The organism is Tepidibacter sp. (genome assembly GCF_025210165.1).
In the GTDB taxonomy this organism is placed as follows: domain Bacteria; phylum Bacillota; class Clostridia; order Peptostreptococcales; family Peptostreptococcaceae; genus Tepidibacter_A.
In genome coordinates this window covers 38,362-58,571 of record NZ_JAOASI010000046.1, presented here as the reverse complement: position 1 = coordinate 58,571, position 20,210 = coordinate 38,362, and the positions used below count along the sequence as shown (strand labels likewise).

General features: G+C 28.9%; 18 protein-coding genes. 4 read left to right on the top strand and 14 right to left on the bottom strand.

Features of this window, described 5'->3' with window-relative positions; all coding sequences use genetic code 11:
- Positions 1-367 precede the first annotated feature (367 nt).
- From N4A48_RS08285 to N4A48_RS08235, 11 genes are all read right to left on the bottom strand, one after another.
- Complete coding sequence (locus tag N4A48_RS08285) at positions 368-643, bottom strand: DUF6718 family protein (protein WP_293665416.1); 276 nt, start codon at positions 641-643, stop codon at positions 368-370.
- Positions 640-819, bottom strand: a complete 180-nt coding sequence (locus N4A48_RS08280; RefSeq protein WP_293665415.1) for a hypothetical protein — start codon at positions 817-819, stop codon at positions 640-642. The genes N4A48_RS08285 and N4A48_RS08280 overlap by 4 nt, the downstream gene beginning before the upstream one ends.
- Before the next feature lie 33 nt (positions 820-852).
- Complete coding sequence (locus tag N4A48_RS08275) at positions 853-1,392, bottom strand: hypothetical protein (protein WP_293665414.1); 540 nt, start codon at positions 1,390-1,392, stop codon at positions 853-855.
- A gap of 341 nt (positions 1,393-1,733) precedes the next feature.
- Positions 1,734-2,570, bottom strand: coding sequence for a deoxyribonuclease IV (locus N4A48_RS08270; protein ID WP_293665413.1), 837 nt, complete (start codon positions 2,568-2,570; stop codon positions 1,734-1,736).
- A 77-nt stretch (positions 2,571-2,647) separates the two neighbouring features.
- Positions 2,648-3,232, bottom strand: a complete 585-nt coding sequence (locus N4A48_RS08265) for an ArsR/SmtB family transcription factor (protein WP_293665412.1) — start codon at positions 3,230-3,232, stop codon at positions 2,648-2,650.
- 185 nt (positions 3,233-3,417) lie between these two features.
- On the bottom strand, positions 3,418-4,335 hold the full coding sequence (gene glsA / locus N4A48_RS08260; RefSeq protein ID WP_293665410.1) for a glutaminase A: 918 nt from the start codon (positions 4,333-4,335) through the stop codon (positions 3,418-3,420).
- A 20-nt stretch (positions 4,336-4,355) separates the two neighbouring features.
- Positions 4,356-6,014, bottom strand: a complete 1,659-nt coding sequence (locus N4A48_RS08255) for a nucleoside kinase (protein WP_293665409.1) — start codon at positions 6,012-6,014, stop codon at positions 4,356-4,358.
- Between the two features lie 82 nt (positions 6,015-6,096).
- Positions 6,097-6,870: a sugar phosphate isomerase/epimerase family protein gene (locus tag N4A48_RS08250; RefSeq protein ID WP_293665408.1), complete on the bottom strand. Its 774-nt coding sequence runs from the start codon at positions 6,868-6,870 to the stop codon at positions 6,097-6,099.
- Positions 6,871-6,872: 2 nt separating this feature from the next.
- Positions 6,873-7,406, bottom strand: coding sequence for a signal peptidase I (gene lepB / locus N4A48_RS08245; RefSeq protein ID WP_293665407.1), 534 nt, complete (start codon positions 7,404-7,406; stop codon positions 6,873-6,875).
- Positions 7,399-8,217 (bottom strand): hypothetical protein, encoded by an 819-nt coding sequence (locus N4A48_RS08240; RefSeq protein ID WP_293665406.1) that lies wholly within the window; start codon positions 8,215-8,217, stop codon positions 7,399-7,401. Before N4A48_RS08240 ends, lepB begins: the two co-directional genes overlap by 8 nt.
- Before the next feature lie 347 nt (positions 8,218-8,564).
- Positions 8,565-10,586, bottom strand: a complete 2,022-nt coding sequence (locus N4A48_RS08235; RefSeq protein ID WP_293665405.1) for a 5'-nucleotidase C-terminal domain-containing protein — start codon at positions 10,584-10,586, stop codon at positions 8,565-8,567.
- Positions 10,587-10,905: 319 nt separating this feature from the next.
- On the opposite strand from N4A48_RS08235, the gene N4A48_RS08230 reads away from it, so the two are divergent.
- Positions 10,906-11,193 carry a hypothetical protein gene (locus N4A48_RS08230; RefSeq protein ID WP_293665404.1) on the top strand — a complete coding sequence of 96 codons (288 nt, stop codon included), beginning with the start codon at positions 10,906-10,908 and terminating at the stop codon, positions 11,191-11,193.
- 6 nt (positions 11,194-11,199) lie between these two features.
- On the opposite strand, the gene N4A48_RS08225 is transcribed toward N4A48_RS08230, so the two are convergent.
- Together N4A48_RS08225 and N4A48_RS08220 are read right to left on the bottom strand one after the other, a co-directional pair.
- Positions 11,200-12,879 (bottom strand): putative bifunctional diguanylate cyclase/phosphodiesterase, encoded by a 1,680-nt coding sequence (locus N4A48_RS08225; RefSeq protein WP_293665403.1) that lies wholly within the window; start codon positions 12,877-12,879, stop codon positions 11,200-11,202.
- A gap of 107 nt (positions 12,880-12,986) precedes the next feature.
- A complete protein-coding gene (locus tag N4A48_RS08220; RefSeq protein ID WP_293665401.1) occupies positions 12,987-13,700 on the bottom strand; it encodes a PrsW family intramembrane metalloprotease in 714 nt (237 codons plus the stop codon).
- Positions 13,701-13,803: 103 nt separating this feature from the next.
- Between N4A48_RS08220 and N4A48_RS08215 the strand changes: the two genes are divergently transcribed.
- The gene (locus N4A48_RS08215) at positions 13,804-15,102 is read left to right on the top strand and encodes a LysM peptidoglycan-binding domain-containing protein (RefSeq protein WP_293665400.1); all 1,299 of its coding nucleotides are present in this window, start codon (positions 13,804-13,806) and stop codon (positions 15,100-15,102) included.
- A 2-nt stretch (positions 15,103-15,104) separates the two neighbouring features.
- The gene (locus tag N4A48_RS08210; protein WP_293665399.1) at positions 15,105-16,355 is read left to right on the top strand and encodes a peptidoglycan-binding domain-containing protein; all 1,251 of its coding nucleotides are present in this window, start codon (positions 15,105-15,107) and stop codon (positions 16,353-16,355) included.
- A gap of 51 nt (positions 16,356-16,406) precedes the next feature.
- Here N4A48_RS08210 and N4A48_RS08205 read toward each other — a convergent pair whose 3' ends face one another.
- Positions 16,407-19,688, bottom strand: a complete 3,282-nt coding sequence (locus N4A48_RS08205) for a S8 family peptidase (protein WP_293665398.1) — start codon at positions 19,686-19,688, stop codon at positions 16,407-16,409.
- A gap of 295 nt (positions 19,689-19,983) precedes the next feature.
- On the opposite strand from N4A48_RS08205, the gene N4A48_RS08200 reads away from it, so the two are divergent.
- The gene (locus tag N4A48_RS08200) at positions 19,984-20,184 is read left to right on the top strand and encodes a cold-shock protein (RefSeq protein WP_293665397.1); all 201 of its coding nucleotides are present in this window, start codon (positions 19,984-19,986) and stop codon (positions 20,182-20,184) included.
- The last annotated feature ends 26 nt before the right edge of the window (positions 20,185-20,210 follow it).

Genomic DNA, 20,210 nt, shown 5'->3' with positions numbered 1-20,210 from the left:
ATCATCAATCTATAATTCTACATGGGTTAGGTACTCTAAAAGCGCATTTATCCTGTGGTTATTATATCAGTTTACATAATCAAATAATTAACATTCTAGTTGCTCAATGAGGGGTGGTATAAATGATACTATAGATATGGTTCTTCCCACCGTTAGTTGATTTAGTTCTATAAATAGGGGCTGTCTCAAAATGATTTGGTAAATCATTTGAAAAGGTAGCTCCTTTTCTTTTTAAATTTCAAAAAATCATCTAAATTTCAATAAATATCTATATGAAATTTAGATGATTTTTAATTATAGAATAACAGGCTCTATTTCCCAAGCATATCATTATTAAGAATACATCTACTTTCTTTTTTATTTAAAACTAATTTAAAATAGCTTTATCAATAAATTCTCCAGCAGTATTTACTATATTAAAAGGTTCATATTCTTTCAACATGTCTAAATTAGATAATAATACAACTTGCTTATCTTTACCTTCTAATTTATAATTTAAAAAATCGTCTAGCATATCTACTTCTTTAGAATCATTTAATTCATACACTACTGACCCTACCGAATTAGAGTTTTTTACTAATATATAATACATTTCTCTAACTCCTCCAAAATAAATACTTTTATCTCTATCTATAAACTTCATAATATTCTACTGCTATATTTATAAAACCCATATAGACACAACCAAAACAATGCAGTTGATATAGATGATTTAATAAGTGGGTTTAAATTATTTTCTACTGCAAATATATAAAGCCTATAACTTGCTAACATATAAAATGCTATTGTTATAAACATAGCTAATTTTATTTTACTCAAGTAAATATCACCTCTTTAATGATTAATTTTCATTTAATCACAATTACATGGACAAATATTAATTAATAAATTATATACAACTATAATTACAAGTATTTCAAAAAAGTCTATATAAAAATTCTTATACAACTTTATAAAAACATAGTCCTGTATAAATTGAGCTATAAGAGTAATTGATATGAGAATATTATAATTTGATAATTCTATATAAATATTTCTAATAATATTAGTCGACTGTCTTTTTTTCTTTAAAAACAACATCTTAATTAAAGCATGAATTAATCCAAAAACTAAAAATGCTAATGTGATATATCCAATTACTATCTTATCTTTACTATCAGAAATATTATGTATATATAATATATAAAATACAATCAGTGCTAATCTAGCATAATTAATTCGAATTATATAACTAAATACACTCCAATATAAACAAATTAATGTTATCACAAAAACAGCTAACAAAATTATATTTTTTAAAATTTCATTAGCTTCTATTATTCCAGATTCTTTTGATAAAAAAATAGTAACAAAAGTGATAAACATCGCAGTTATACTAATAATTTTTTTCACTCTAATTTCTCTCCTTTATAATTAACACCTAACTTTTTTCATAATTTTACCATCCTATCTTAGTTCTAATTATAACACACAATTAATGTTCATAAGGAGTTATACAAATCTAATTTTCTAACCATTACAAAAAACATAGGGTATCAAAATGTTAGATAATCATTTAAATATTTTTGTATAGAACTTGAATTACATCGTTTGAATATCCGTTAAGAAAGTTCGTTGTCTGACCGTTAGGGAGTTTAGAACTTTTAGGATATTCAATAAGATGTAATGCTTAGTTCTATTAAAAATATTTAATGAATTATCGGTATTTTAATACCCTCTGTTTTCGCTTTAAGTTAATTCTTTTTCAAAAAATCCCTTATCATCTCAATTTCTTTTTTATGCCCCTCATCATCATAAGGAGTCTCCAAGAAAAACGGAAGATTCTTAAGCTTTTCATGTGTCATAAACTCCATTAATGCCTTAAATCCTATTTCGCCTTCTCCAATACCTGCATGTCTATCTTTATTACTATTAAAAGGCATCATACTATCATTAAAATGTACTACCTTCAATTTATCAAGTCCTATTACTTTATCAAATTCATCAAGAACTCCATCAAGATTATTTACTATATCATACCCAGCTGAGAATATATGGCATGTATCAAGACACACTCCAATTTTCGCCTTATACTTAACCTTATCTATAATACTTTTTATCTGCTCAAAATTATACCCTATTTCACTTCCTTTCCCTGACATAGTTTCAAGAAGTATAATTATATTTTGATCCTCCCTTAAAGATTCATTAAGAGCATTAACTATTCTGTCTATTCCAAACTCGATACCTCCACCTACATGACTTCCTGGATGAAAGCACATATATTCTATTTCAAGTTGATCCATTCTCTTTATATCTTCTTTAAATATTCTTCTTCCAAATTCATAGACATCATCTTTTTTCCCACCAAGGTTCATAGTATAAGGTGCATGAGCAAGCATAGCTCCAAAGTTATTTTCTTTTCTTATTCTTTGAAACTCGGCTATATCTTTTTCATTAAATTCTTTTGCATTCCCTCCTCTTGGATTTCTCGTAAAAAACTGAAATGTATTAGCTCCTATATTTAAAGCAGCTTTAGCAGCCTTTGAATATCCTTTAGCTATTGATATATGTGGTCCTATAACTAGCATTTAATCACTCCTTAATAAATTTAATTATACCTTTTAATATACCCAAAAAAAATAGACATCAACAAAATTGTCGATGTCTATTTTTTTGCTTTCTTTTCTTTTCTAAGATCAGGTACTCCCATTAATGTTATATTATATGGTCTAGTATTTTCTCTACCCTTTTTATCTTTACCCTTTAAAATTTCAGTAATCTTTTTTTCTAAAGAATCCATTACTTCCTTACATTCTTCTTCTGTCAAATAATACTGATTATAATGTCTTACATGCTTAGACTTAACTTCATCATTTTCAGCAGCTCTATAAAAATCATCACTTATCTTCTCAAACAAAGATATTGAAACTTGATTTAGTGTTCTAGCTACATTTTCATCATAAACAGCAGAGTTTAGGATGCTCTTATCCATAATAACCATTTTTGCTTTTGGTAAATAGTATTTTTCTATAATTCCCGATTTTACTTTTTCTTCTACTAATTCTAATATACCTGCATTTAATAATATTTTTATATGGTAATTAACCTTTGCATGTGGTTCTGATAATAATTCAGACAATTGCTTAGCTGATAAAGGTTCTTCTGCAAAAGCCTCTAGTATATCTACTCTATACGGATGGGACACAGCCTTTATTTGTTCAATATCTCTTAGAACTAAAATATCCTTCATAACATCACCTTTACTTAGTTTTTTTATAACGAATAGGAAATTATATTCCTATTTAATTTGTGAATAAATATAATTTTCGTTATGAGTTTCAAAAAAGTCTACATTAAAAATCTTCAGAAGGAAGACTTTTTTATATTATATTATCTAATATCGGAATTGTCAAAATATTTTTTATATATAATTTATTAGAATATACTTAGATTCATTTGTTGAGATATACCTTGCATAACTTTTATTCCTGCCATACTATTACCTTTTTCATCAAGAGATGGTCCATATACTCCTATTCCCATTTTATTAGGAACAGTTCCCATAATTCCTCCTCCAACTCCTGACTTTGATGGTATTCCAACATTTATAGCATACTCTCCAGATGCATCGTACATACCACATGTAACCATAAACGTTTTTACTATCTTAGATACCTCTTCATCTATTAATCTTTTCCCAGTAAGAATATCAACACCATGTGATGCAAGATTAACTCCCATTCTAGCTAGATCTCTAACTGTTATCTCAATAGAACATTGCTTAAAATATAAGTCAAGTACCTCATCTACATTCTCAGTTAAAACGCCTTCACCTTTTAGAAGATATGCCATAGCTCTATTTCTATCCCCCGTAAGCTTTTCAGACATATAAACCTCTTCATTAATACTCAAATTTTCATTTCCAGAAAGTTTTTTAAAAAAACTCATTATCCTGTTTAACTTATCTTCATTATTTTTCCCTTTAATCATAGATGTTATCATTATAGCACCAGCATTTATCATAGGATTATAAGGGATTGAAGGTTTTGATGTTTCAAGCTTCATTATAGAATTAAAAGGATCTCCACTAGGCTCCATTCCCACCTTCGAAAAAATCTTATCTTTTCCACTATCCATAATAGCTAAAGCAAGAGTTATAGGCTTTGACACACTTTGAATAGTAAACTTTTTATCACAATTACCAGCCTCATAGATATTATTATTCATATCTACTATACAAATCCCCAGGTCGTTCTTATTCGCTTTTCTTAGCTCAGGAATATATGTAGCTACATTTCCATACTCAGCGTACTTTTTATTGTCATCGATTATCTGTTGTAATATTTTTTCCAAATTATATTCCTTCTTTCTGCCTAATGTACCAATCTACTTCCGCCTATGAACTCTTTAAGTATTGATGTTGGCGGAATATCACCCTCGTCTTCTATTGTAACAAAATATTGTAGGAATTTTAATAATCTATTAGCTTCTCTATATTCTTTGCAATTAGTATCTATTTCTTTTAATAAAGGCTCTGCATATTTTTTAAGTATAGATAATTCATATATAGAAGCAGAATTAAACATAACATCCGCATTTTCTTGATATGGGAAAATATAATTTTTCTCACCACGTCTTACCATAGGCCACATTTGAATAGTTCTTACTGCATCATGTCCTCTAAACTGATTATCTCTTACCATTCTTCTTATAAGTCTTACATCAGTTGTGTGTATTCTATTGTGCTCATCTAGATTAAGTTGAGTTAGTGCACTTACATATATCTTAAATTTATTATCTTCTGGAATAGACTCTGTTAGCAAATCATTAAGACCGTGTATTCCCTCTATTATTATAGGCTGATCTTCATTAACTTTTAATGTATTTCCTCTATATTCTCTCTTGCCTGTTTTGAAGTTGAAATATGGAACCTGTATTTCTTCTCCATTTATAAGTTTTTGTAAATCCTTATTAAAAAGCTCTAAGTCAATAGCATATATAGACTCAAAGTTATAGTCTCCATTTTCATCCTTAGGTGTATCCTCTCTATTAACAAAATAATCATCTAAAGATATAGATACAGGTCTTACTTTATTAACTCTAAGCTGTATAGATAATCTTTGTGCAAAACTAGTTTTACCTGATGATGATGGTCCTGAAATCAATATAACTCTACTCTTTTCTTTATCTTTTACTATCATATCAGCTATCTGAGCTATTTTCTTTTCATGAAGAGCCTCTACAGTTCTTATAATGTCTCCATAATTCCCATCTTCAATTAGCTTATTTAACATAGCAACCTTATGAACATCCATAATTTTTGCCCATTCCTCTGCTTCTTTATAAACCTGTGCATGCTTTGGTTGATCTATAAATTTAGCCACCTTTTCTGGATGATATTTTTTAGGTCCAAGTATTATAACTCCTGGTTTATGATATTTTAAGTCAAATAATTTTAAATAACCTGTAGATGGAACCATATATCCGTAGAAATAATCTTTTATCCATCCGCATTTATATATGCTAACAGTATCAGATTCCTTATATCTAAATAAATCAGCTTTAGCATTCTTTTCATTAGTTTCAAATATTTTTATAGCTTCTTCTATAGGCAACTTTTCCTTTTCTATAAGAACGTCTTCATCTATTATTTCTTTCATTCTAGCTTTCACCTTATCTATATCTGATTCATTTAGATCCTTATAATAGTTTATCTCGCAATAAAGTCCTTTTCCCATAGAATGTTCTACTGATACTCTACATCCTGATAACATCTCCTCACAAGCTCTTATAAATACAAAAGATAAACTTCTCATGTAAGTTCTAATTCCATCCTGCTTTGTTAAATCTATAAATTCAACACTACAGTCTTTATTAACTTTATAAGTTAATTCTCTAAGATTATTATCTATCACTCCAAGAACTATAGTCGCGTCATATTGTTCCTCATAATCTTTACTTATTTCAAGAAGTGTAGTTCCAGATTCATACTCTTTAATATCATCCATTATATTGATTTTCACTTTGTTCATGCTATCATCTCCCTTGCTTTTTTAGAGTTTGTATAATAAGTATATGTGCAAAAAGGGAGCAATTGCCCCCTTCTTCTATTTTTTAGATGCTTTTTTGTATATTTCTAAAAAAATTCATACTTTCACCTAAATACTTAGTATTCATTTCAAACACTAAATACTTATTTTTCTTAATTTTTAGTATATCTTTTATATCTTTTTCAGTTAATAAACCATTTTCACTTAAACCTAAATGTAAATCTTCCTTGCCATCATTATCGCTTAAATGAACCAATTTTATATTATCAGATAATAGGCTTAAATAATCACCTTTATCTATAAGATTATGACCTGTATCATAACAAAATCCTAAACTATATTTTGTCACATTCTTAAACAAATATTCAAAATCTGATACCTTATTTCCTAGATTAATAAAGTCTCCATTTTTAGAGTATGTATTTTCTATATATATCTCCACATTATCTATGTTATTTAATAGTTTTAAAAGAAAATTCTTTGTATTATTTAAATACCCAATACGATTCTTTTCAATCTTATTTTTTATACCATAACCTAGATGCAAATTATAATACTTTACATTTAATTTTTTCCCTATCTTATAGTTTTCATAAAAATAATCAAACCAAAACTTATTTGCCATTTTTATAGGATCACAGGTATTAAGCTCTATAGGCATGTGAATTCCTATTGATATATCGTGTTTTATTAATTCATCCTTATTCTGATATAAATAATTCCAATCCTCAAGATTGTCTATTCCAACTTCTATATGATTAAGTTTTAGTTTTTGGCATACTCCTATTTTTTCCCTTATTTCATATGCCATTGCAGATAATCCTATCCTCACACCCATAATTATTTTAAAGAGCCTATTTTATTAAATGGATAAAGTCTTATAAAAGCTCTACCTATTATTTCATCTTGACTTACAAAGCCAACTCTAGAATCTCTACTGTCTAAACTATTGGGCCTATTATCTCCCATAGCAAATATATGTCCTTTTGGAACTACAGAATCTATAATACCATCAGTGTAATCCCCATTTATATAACCCTCTTTAATCTCTACATCATTTACATATACCTTACCATCCATAACCTTAATCTTATCTCCCGGAAGGCCTATAACCCTTTTAACCAAATCCTTTTCTTTACCATTTTCTTGAGTAAGATGCGATTTAAATATAACTATATCTCCTCTTTTAGGTTCATGCATATTATATGGTATTTTATTTATTATAAGGTAATCATTTTCCTCAAGTGTAGGATACATAGAATACCCCTTAACAAGAGTAGGCCTTATAAATAAAGTTATAAAAAAAGCCAATACACAAGCTATCCCTATAGTCTTTACCCACTCTAAAATTTCACTTTTTATTTTCTCATTCATAATAAACGTCTCCTTTATCTCTTATATATTTACCTAGAAGTTCTATTATTATATTATTTATATCATCATATTTATCAAATTTTATATCAACATCTAATTTTTCACATGCTGTTATAAAATCATCAACAACTTCAAAAGGCTTACCATATATATGTTCTATATCTTCTTTACTAACTCCTTTGAAACCATGTCCAACAGGACAATCATTTCTAAGCCTTATTAAATTTTCTAATTTTTCACTATTAAGTATTCCTAGTACTTCTACTATTTTTTTTGTCTTTCTCATATTCTTATTTATATATCTAGTAATACCATAAGTCAAGTTGCTAGTATATATATTATACCTCTTTCGAAGTATATTTAATATATTTTTTTTAGATACCATATACCCCAACATAGATATCTTCATTTTGTTCGATTGACTTTGAACAAACACATATTTAAATAAAGCTTCTTTTAATCTATATATTCTTCCTAAAAAGTCTATATATTCTTCGTTTATAAGCTTTATTCTTATATTCTCTATAAACTCAGAAAATATAGCAGCAACATCTCCATCAATCAAATCTATAGAATTATTTCTAAGCTTTTTCATATCTTTTCTATTTTTAATTTGTGGACTTAACATATCAAGCTTTTTTACAGCAGTCTTAAAATCAAAATTAACAGATGATTTACAGTAACTTACCAATATATATAGATTTCCATCTTTTATCCCAAGTTCTTCTAGTATATCTATGACAGCATCATAATTATACCTTGCTAAAAATTTAGTTATTACAAATTCATATTTTTTATCTATGCTTCCCATATAAACCTCCTATTAAAGTAAAAATTCGTGTTATATATAATATGCCTTTTATTTAGGTTGTTAAAACAATTAAATTTTTGACATATGAAATTTATATAAGTTTATTACTCCAATAAGTCTTGCGAATCTGTTGCCTAAAAACAGTCTTAAATGTGAATTTTTAACAAGTTATCCGCAATATATAAATCACATGCTACCTTAGTATATAAAAAAAGCCTTCCTTCTGAAGATTTTCAATGTAGACTTTTTTGAAACTCATAACGAAAATTATACTTATCCACAATTTAAAGATAACTATAATTTCCTATTCGTTATAAAAAGACCCTACAAGGGTCTTTTTATTATGATTACATAACTGGTATTTTAATTACTTGATTTGGATATATTAAATTTGGATTTTTTAGATTATTGTAATCAGCTAATTTATTCCAATCCATGTTAAACTTTTTAGCTATTTTGTAAAGAGCATCTCCTTTTTTAACTATATAGCTTTGTTCTTTATCAACAGCTTCTTTTTTAACTTCTTCTTTTATAGTTTTTTCCTTCTTTACTTCCTCTTTTTTTATTTCTTCCTTTTTAGGTTCTTCTTTAGTATCAATCTTAACTAGTCCTTGCTTTTGAAGTTCATATATATTTAAAGATTTAACATTAGGAGTTCTCTTATCCTCTGATGTTGGAATGCTTATCTTTCCTTCTTTAACTAAGTTGTAAACTTCATCTTTTAAAGGATTATTTAAATCTGCCCCAACTATTTTCCAGTTATTATCAACTGTTGGAACTACTTCTTTGTTTTCAGTAACATATTTAACAATAAGAGTTCTTATACTTCCATCTGCATACTTTAATGAAGAATCAAAAACCTTGTCTTCTTTTTTAAAGTATCCATCCTTAACCATATTTCCAAATCTATAGTTATTAACTGCAATAGTAAACGTCATATTATCTGTAACTGGTTGACCCTTAAACTTAAGATCAATTATTCTTTGTCCCTCTGGCTTTGATATATCTATATTATAATCAACACCCGAGAACATATCATAATTATATCCTCTTATTTCAGGATTAAAGCTAACTGTAACATCTCCATCTTTATATGTATTATAATATCTTGCAGACCACTCCATATAATCCTTTAATTGCTTCCCTGTAACTTTAACAGCCATTAAAGTATTTGGGTATTTATATATATTAGCAACATCTTTTTTCTTAAAATCACCTTTTAAAAGATTCATATCACTCTTAAAAGCTGCTGCTGCTGATATATCAGCTCCAGAATAATGCATTTGAACTTTATTTATAAAGTCTATTAATGCAGTATCTTCTACTTGAGCTTTAGGTATACCAGGTAATACTTGAGTATTTTTTATAAAATCATCAGTAACAGTTCCTATTACCATGTTGGCATCATTTCTAGATGTTTCATGAACATAATTATATTTAGCTTCTAAGTCTTTATCTACTGCATAAGCTTTAGTGTCTATATTTTCACTAATTCTTTCAACTATATTCCATTTTCCATTTTCTTTTTTTAATTTTAAATCTATTTTAGATACTCTATTTCCATAACGCTTTGGCTCAACAACTATAGTTTCTCCTACTTTTTCACCTGGAACATCACTATGAGCATGCCCCATTACAACAGCATCAAGCTCTGGATTTTTTTCTACTATACTTCTTGTTCCATCAAAATCTGAATATTCATTTTCAAGTCCCATGTGAAATACTCCAATGAATACATCAGCCTTACCCTTAAGCTCATTCATAACTTTTGTAGTTTCTTCAACAGGGTTTCTAAATTCTAATCCTTCGAAATGGTCTGGAGTTGATGCTTCCCATCTTGGTATATTAGGAGTAATCATTCCTATTATAGCTACCTTAACTCCATCTTTTTCTACTATTTTATAAGCATCATAAGCTCTTTGTCCATCTTCTTTATATATATTTCCAGCTAAAACTGTTGCCTTTGAAGTCTTAACCGCCTTATCTAATACATCAAGTCCAAAGTTAAATTCATGGTTTCCAAGAGTCCATGCATCATATCCTATATCATTCATAACTTCAACTATAGGATTTTTATCTTTTCCCTGGAAAAGTTCTATTGAATTATCCTGATTAGTATCTCCTGCATCAACTAATATTACATTTTTATTATTATTTCTAATTTCTTTTACAACACTTGCAACCTTTAAATATCCTGCATCAGAATCTTCTGTATCTAATGCATAATCCCACGGAAATATTCTTCCATGCATATCACTTGTTCCTAATATAGTTATAGTTTTTTCTTCTTCATTTGCACTAGCTATTGATGGTACAAATAAAGTTAAAAGCATACTCATTACAAGTAATAATGATATCTTATTTTTCATATTTTCTCCCCCTTACTTTTATTCTTAATGTTTTTATTTTTCATAAATGTTTTTACTTTTCATAAAAAACAAATCTTCACATTTAGGATAACATTTTCCATTAAATATTTCAATTGATTTTTTATTGACTATATATATATATATATTAAAATATAATTAAGATAAATTAATATTAAAGGAGGTTATTACAATAGAAAAATTTAAGGACATTTTTTATGAAACAAGTGATTTATTACTAGGATTTTTTGTTCTACTAATAATAGTTTCTACTATAGGATATCAATTCTATGGATGGTTTGATAAAGATAAAGAATCGGTAATGAATATAAATACTACTGTTGAAGATACTAACACTTTATCTGATGAAAATTTAGATGAAAATAGTTCTAAAATCACAATACAAGATATAGTATATTTTCAGATAAAATCTGGAGAATCAGCTGTTCAAGTGGCTACTAATCTTGAAAGTTTAGGCTTAATTAAGTCACAACAAGATTTTTTAACAAAATTAGAAGAGTTAAAACTTGGAAATTCTATAAAGGCAAATACATACAAAATTAAAACAGAATCATCTATAGATGAAATAATATCTATACTTACAAAATAGGTGCTATTATATAATAGCACCTTTTTTTTCATCCTTATATATCATTTTTTCTAAATTTTCAATGGATACTGGCTTGCTGTATAAATACCCTTGGTAAGATTGACATTCCAATTCTTCTAGTAAATTTAATTGATCTACAGTCTCCACTCCTTCAGCTAATACTTTAAGATTTAAAGCTTTTGACATGTCTATAATAGCCTTCATTATAGTTCTATTTATATTATTAAAACAAATTTCATCCACGAATAATTTATCTATCTTAACCTTATCTATAGGTAAATCTTTTAAGTAACTTAATGACGAGTAACCTTTACCAAAATCATCAAGAAGTATTTTTATTCCTTTTCTTCTCAATATGTTTAAAATATTATAAACATATTCTTTGTCTTCCATAGCAGCTGTTTCTATTATTTCAATGCTTATATACTTAGGATCTATATTTGTAGATTCAATTACACTTTCTACATAAGGAATAAAATTTTCTTCCTGAAGTAGCTTAGGAGATATATTGACAGAAATATTTATAGGTTCTTTTCCTCTATCTATCCAATTTCTTATTTGAAGACATGCAAGCTTTAATATATGTTTATCTAAAGTTTTTATAAATCCTGTTTCTTCTGCTATTTCTATAAATTCATTAGGATAAATCATTCCCTTTTTAGTATGATTCCATCTGACAAGCGCTTCAACTCCAGTTATTTCATTGGTTCTTATGTCAACTTTAGGTTGATAATGTAAAATAAACTCATCTTTCTGTATACCAATTCTAAGACTCTCTGCAATATCAAATTTATTTTTCACCTGACTATGCATATTATCATTATAAAACAAATAACCATTCCCTTGCTTTTCCTTTGTTTTATGCATAGCTATTTGAACATTTTCCATAAGAGTTTCCATATCATTTCCATTTTTAGGATATAAGCAAATTCCTATACTACATGTTATGTGTACAGTGGTCTCCTCTAATTCAAACGGCCTTTTAAATCTACAAACTATTTTTTTAGCAATTTCACTTATTTCATTTTCACTTTCAATATCATTAAGTATAACAAGAAATTCATCTCCACCATATCTTGCTAAATAATCATCTTCTCTAATATTTTTTTTAATCCTTCTAGCTACTTTTTTTAGTATGTAGTCTCCATGTCTATGCCCTAATGAATCATTTATAAATTTGAATTTATCTAAATCTATAAACAATATTGTAAATTTTTTATCTTCTAATAAGGCTCTTTGAATATTTTTTTCAATATCTTTTTTATTTGGAAGTTCTGTTAATGAATCATTAAACGCAGTATGAGTTATTTCTTTTAACAACTCTTCCCGTTTTATTATAGCTTTTAAAAATCCATATACGCTAAATATTATACCCATCAATAATGAACTATTAAATAAAATACTCATTTCCCAGTTATTCACTATATCATATCCCATTATATTCATAATATCACCAAGTAGATATATAGAGAAAAACACCCATCCAATACTTAGATACATAGTCTTCAACTTGAATGATATTATAATACAAAGTAAAGATAGTATATACCCTAGTGTTTTAGTGAAAAAATCGAATATAATAGATTGAGTATCCCCTTTAAGAGATATATTATTTAAAGCCAATATATATATGAAGAAAACAATAGTAGCCAGTATAATCCAATTTTTACACAATTTATTTTTCATGAAATCCCCCAAAATATTTTTAGTTAAATTTTTCTTTTTTGCCATCTTAAAATCGTCTCAATATAATAATATCATAAATTAAACATTATAATTTTATTTTTTTAACTTTATTCTTTTTGTATTTTATTTATAAATCCAAATCTATCTTTTGAATCTTGTGTATACTTATTTAATTTACTTAAATTTATCTTCCATAAATAAATCACATAAGGTATAAATAAGGCCATAAGTATAGGCATATTAGACATCAAGATAAAATCAAATATACCATGTAGTATTATAGGCATAGTTAAAGATTTTCTAAGATATTTTTTACAAACCCCCTCTTCCATAACACAATATTTTGCAAGAGATAAGTAATAACCCATAGTTACTCCGTATAGCATATGAGATGGAACAGAAAATAATCCCCTACCTATTCCTATAGTCGGATTTGAACTAAACTTAAACACAACATACATTATATTCTCTACAGTTGCAAATCCAAGGGATGCAAATGTGCAATATACTATTCCATCAAGCTTTTCGTTAAAATGATGGCTTTTAAATGCACTCTTTAGAACTACCAACCTTTTAAAATATTCCTCTGTACATCCAGCAACTATAAATGCTGTATAAAAAGGCCACATTATACCAGAAAAAATATTAAATCTATCTAATATTTTTTCAACTACAATAGTTGGAATAACAGATAAACATCCCAATATAAATACTTTTATTAAAAGCTCTGGTGGTTCTTTATCATATCTATCAGTAAGGTATATTCCAATTAAAAGTGCAATTGACGGTGCTATTGCTGTAATCAAAAGTTTAATATTCATATTTTTCCTCCAAAAACTTTATTTAATTTTATTATTACCAAAATAGCTTAACAAAATATAATTTTTTTCATATTATATAATAGTTTAATTTAGGAGGGATAAAATGGAAATTTATAGAGTCAATAAAGGAGACAGCCTTTATGATATTTCAAATAAATTCAAGGTTAGTATAGATGATATCGTAAAAACCAATAATCTTCCCTATTATGATAAATTAGCTGTTGGTATGAATCTTTTAATACCTTCAAATTCTAATAAACCTAATAACGATTATTTTGAATATAAAGTAAAAGTCGGTGATTTTTTATATAAGATTGCTAAAAAATTCAATGTAGATTACAAAGATATTATAAATATAAACAATTTAAAATCTCCATATGTAGTTTATCCTGGTCAAACTATTAGAATACCTACTTCCAACAAAAGGCAATCTATTTCTACTCTACCTTTTTTTCAACCAGGAGAAGATTATGAAAAATATTATGATTATATAAAACAAATATCAGACCAACTAACTTATATGGCTATATTTGATGTGAGAACAGATAAAGACGGAAATTTAATTAGTGAGATTCCAGATGGTTTGCCCCAGTTTATATTAGATAACAATATAAGCCCACTACCTGTTATAACTAATTTTGATGGAGAGAATTTCAATAAAGATTTAGCAAGAGAAGTTTTAACAAATAATATGGATAAACTAATAGACAACATAGTTAAGTTAACTATAGATAATAACTATGGAGGAGTTGTTCTAGATTTTGAAAATCTATATCCAGAGGATAGAGGTTTATTTAATGAATTTGTTAAAAAACTATCTGAGAAACTTCATAAAAATAATAAAGTACTTGGAATGGCTATAGCTCCTAAATGGGAAGATTGGTCTGATAGGCCTTGGGTTGGATTCTTTGACTATGAAGAACTAGGAAAGTACCTAGATATAGCATATATTATGACTTATGAATGGGGATGGGTAGGTGGAGACCCTCAACCTATAGCTCCTCTTCCTAATGTAAAAAAAGTACTCGATTATGCTATAACCAAAATGCCTAAAGAGGTAATCTATATGGGAGTAAATTTATACGGATACGATTGGCTTGTCTATAAATATAAACAAGAGTCTGCACAAACAGTAACGCTTGAAAATGCCTACAAACTAGCAATAGACAATAATGCTCAAATAATGTGGAATAATGAATCTAAAACTCCATATTTTAGATATACAGATAGTAATAATGATCTTCATGAAGTTCATTTTGAAGATGCTCTAAGCCAATTATACAAACATGAACTTGCAAGAGATATGGATCTTGAAGGTATTGGCTATTGGGTTTTAAATACTGAAATAGCTCCTACTTGGTATATTCTAGAAAACTTATTTGATGTTAGGAAGGTGATGTAATAATGGAAACTGGTAGATTATTAGTTCAAGTTATAGATAGTAAAACTAAAACTCCGATATCAGGTTGTAGAGTTAATATTTATTCAACAGAAACTGATACTCAAAAAACTTTAGCAGAAAATCTTCCTACGAATGAATTTGGTCAAACACCCATTATAGATTTACCAGCACCTGACCTTGAATACTCACAAAAGCCATCAGATACAAGACCTTATAGCACCTACGTAGTAGAGGTTATAAAAGATGGATATGTAGATGTTGTAGTAGATGGTATTCAAATCCTAGCAACAGAACTTGCTATTCAAGGCATAGAGCTTGATAAAATAGAAAACACTAGATTCATGAGACAAGAAACCGAAATTGTAGTTATTAGTGAACACACGCTATGGGGGGTATTTCCTCCAAAAATTCCAGAAACTCCAAATAAAATTATACCCCCACCTACAGGATTTGTAGTTTTAGATTTTCCTCAAGTTCCAGAATACATCATAGTACACGATGGTTCACCAGATGATGATTCTGCTCCTAATTATTGGGTTAGATATAAGGATTATATAAAAAATGTGGCCTCATCAGAAATATATTCTACATGGCCAGTAAGCACAATATACGCAAATGTATGTGCTATAGTATCATTTACTCTAAACAGAGTTTTTACAGAATGGTATAGAGGAAAAGGAAAAAATTATACTATAACATCATCAACAGCATTCGATCATAAATGGGTATATGGAAGAAATATATTTGAAAACATAAGTTTAGTTGTAGACGATATATTCAATCTATACTTTAGTAGACCAGGAGATAGAAGGCAACCTCTTCTTTCTCAGTACTGTGATGGTGTTCGAATTGAATGTCCTACATGGATGACTCAATGGGGCAGTAAATATCAAGGAGATTTAGGTAAGTCTTATGATGAAATATTAAGATTTTTTTATGGACCTAACATAGCATTTAAAAGAGCTCAAGTAGTGACAGGAGTTCCTACCTCTTATCCTGGTTATACTCTAGGAATTGGTTCAAGTGGAAATGAAGTTAGGACAATACAAATGCAGTTAAATAGAATAGCACAGAACTATCCTGCTATACCTAAAATGAAAGTAGATGGTGTATATGGAGATTCAACTGCTGAAGCTGTAAGAGTTTTTCAAGAAATATTTAGATTGCCAGTTACAGGAACAGTAGATTTTCGTACTTGGTTTAAAATTTCTGATATTTATGTAGCTGTTACTAAAATTGCAGAATTAAACTAGGAATATAATCCCCTTAAGCATAAATAAGGAGTGAAGCAATTGCTTCACTCCTTATTTATATGTTTTTTTAACTTGTGATGAATATCTCCAATCAGATACATATCTTATTTTTTCAAAAGCACGTCGCAAATTAAGTGAGCCATATCCCCAAGATATATTAGGATATTCATCACCTTCTCTCATATTAGCTCCTCTTATTAAATAAGTCTTAACCTTTGGAGTATACATTCTAGTGTCATTTCCTTCTACAATTCCCCACTGTAAAAGCTGTGCTACAGCACCTGCAGCATGAGCTCCTGCTGCACTTGTTCCTGTAATAGGTCCATATCCTCCGCCTGGAGTAGTTGATGTTATATTAACCCCCGGAGCTACTATATCTGGTTTTATTCTATCATCTCTGGTTGGACCTCTTGAGGAAGCTCTATACAAACTATTATCTTCATGATTATAAGCTCCTGCTGTTATTCCAGCTTCTGCTGTAGCTGGAGTGACTATAGTTCCGTAAGGGTCTGCCTTTAAAAATTCAGTTCCTTCTGAGAGTAATTCTCTATTAGGCAAGTACATGTCATATCTTCCATCTACAATATAATCCCCATATAATTTTATAATCCAATTTCCAGGTTTTATATTTTCAAAAGAAATCCCTATAAATTCATCTCCAGTAAGCTCATCTGGGAATTTGTAAGTTATATTTGTTTCAGCACCTTCCATTGTAAATTTTACAAGTTCCGTTTCACTTAATTTGGCTGGTATTTTATCAATACTATCTCCAGTTGGAGAAACCAAACCCACAGATATTCGATCAGGCTTTTTACCCCAAAAATAAACTTCTAAATCATCTTGATTTTCTCCTACTTTAAGCTCTACTTCTTGTACTTCTCCAGTATTATTAAATTTTCCACTATAATGAGTTTTAGTATCTGCTTCATTTCCTGCTGCTGCAACAGCTACTACTCCTCTATATCTAGTTAATTCATATATATAATTCTCTAACATAGTTTTACCATCATGGCTTCCTTCATTTGTTCCTACAGATATATTTATAACTAACGGCATACCAAGCTCTTGTGCCTTTTCATATGCATATTTTATTCCAAGCATTAAATCTGAAGAATTATAATGCCCATTGTGATCTTCTAATTTTACAACCACAAATTCACTATCAGGAGCTGCTCCTACATACTTTTCATCTACCATTCCTCGCCCACCTATTATTCCTGCTACTAATGTTCCATGACCAGTTTCATCCTCAGTTTCTAATTTTCCTCCAGTTTGAATTGCTTCATTTATCTCTTCTCTTGTATATTCTCTTCCAAATACAAATCCTTCTGGTGGATTTCCTTCTAAATTTTGATCCCAAATACTTACTATTTTAGAAGTATCATCCTCATATATAAAATCAGGATGAGAATAATCTATACCTGAATCAATTATAGCTACCAAAACACCTCTTCCTGTTTGAGGAATATACGGATGATTGTGAAAAAATTTAGACCCAGTTTCTTCTACACTATTATCTATAAGAGGTACCATTCTCATAGGCCTTCTTACAGCAACTATATTATTTATTCTTTCTACTAATATCTCTGCATTAAGATAATCAGGAACATATACTACTGCATATCTATCATCTATCTTTTGAATTTTATCTATACCCATTCTATTTAATTCTTCTCCTATATCGCCTTGATATTCTACTACATACTCTTTAAAACCATCGCCTTCATCCCTATAATTATTGTCATTTCTATATAAATTCCTAAAACCCTGTGTATTAATATCTTTTAAATTCAATTCACCATACCCCCAAATTTGATCTGGATACTTTAAAAAACTCTTATCTCTTGTAGCATTCTTTAATATTAAAGCTTTAATCCTATCAGCATACAAAAATGGGTCATTTCCATCAGCTATCCCCCACTCCATTAAAAGCGCTATACTTCCAGCTACCTGTGGAGCTGCCATACTAGTTCCTGAAAGAGCCGCTAATCCTCCTCCCGGAAAACTAGATACAATATTATCACCAGGAGCTACTATATCAGGTTTTACTATATTTCTTGATACATCACCTCTTCCCGAGAAAGATGAAGTTGTATCTGTTTTATGATCATAGCTTCCAACAGATATAACCCGTTTAGCGGTAGCTGGAGTTGTTATTGTAAGTTCTGTACTTGGGTCTAAAAATTTAGTGTTTTTGCTTAATTTCTCTGATATAGGAAGGTATACATCCACATCACCTTCTACAACTTCACTGGCATCTATTATTATCTTCCATATCCCCTCTTGAATATATGGATTTCCTTTTAAATTAATTCTAGCCTGTTCTCTTAATGTATATGGAGTTGGTGGAACAAAAAAAGATGTCATCTTAGTATTTCCTAACATAGCGTTTATTTCTCCTGAGTTTTCTCCAATGTTTGGACTGGACACACCAGATGGATTTACAACTTTAAAAGTAAAATCATCAGCAAATTTCTTCCATATAGCAATATCAAGTTCTCTTTCTCCAGGGCCTACAGAAAATTCAATTGGTTTTGATACATCTTTTTCAAGCTTTATATACTTATGATGTCCCTTATCACCTTCATTACCGGCTGCAACAACAATAGAAGTTTTCCATCTTTGTGACATATCATCTAAATACTCTTCAAACAAAGAAGTTCCATCATGAGGACCTTCATTAGTTCCATAACTTATATTTATAACCACAGGTTTACCTAATTTCTCTGCTTCATCTATTATATATTTTACAGCCCTCATAAACTCAGTTGTTCTAGCAAATGACTCTATTCCCTTAGTTCCTACCTTAACAGCTATTATATCGGCATCGGGAGCTGCAGAGGAGGCTATTCCAGCTACATGTGTCCCATGCCCTACCTGATCTACAAAAGGAATAGTTTCTTCTCCCTCAAGTGCTTTATTAATATCTTCATTTGTGTAAACATACCCTTCTTTAAATCCTTCTGGAGGATTACCTTCTCTTGTTTGATCCCATATACTTATTATTTTTGATGTAGAATCTTCATTAATAAAATAAGGGTGAGTATAATCTATTCCAGAATCTATAATTCCTATTATAACCCCGTCACCAGTAAGACCTGTTGTACTTTTGAAAGAATCTATTCCACTTGCTTGGGAACCTGTTAAACTTGGTCCTAAAATAAAAGGTCTCTCTATATATTCAATCTCTTCATAATCTAGTAATTTAGGTATATCTTCTTCTTTTAAAGTAATTATTGCAAACCGTTCATTTAAAAGTTCAACAACAACCTCCAAATCTTCTTCTATTTTTGATAAATTACCGTGATATTTAACTATAACTTCAAAATCCAACCCATTTCCCCTCCTTATAAAGTAATACTTCATTTAGGTGAAGCTGTTAAGTTCTTATCTCCAGCCTTAAGAGGATGGAGTCTTAGAACTTTTAGCTTTCGGATTAAAATAATATTTATTTCAATTTTGCTAAATTAAAGTTCATATTATAATTGTATGTTCAATAAAAAATAAATAGATGTATATTAAATATAAAGTTTGACAACACTAAGTATACATGTTATCCTATATTAGTAATATAGTTACGGAACATGTGTAACAGAGTTACAGAATAATTTTTTTGGAGGCTTTATAAATGAAAACAGGAATAGTTAAATGGTTCAATAGCGAAAAAGGATTCGGATTCATAACAGTAGATGGTGGAGAAGACGTATTCGTACATTTCTCAGCAATTCAAACTGATGGATTCAAAACTTTAGAAGAAGGACAAAAGGTTGAATTCGAAGTAACTGAAGGACCAAAAGGACCTCAAGCTGCTAACGTAGTTAAGTTATAATAATAATTATATATTTTAATATATAT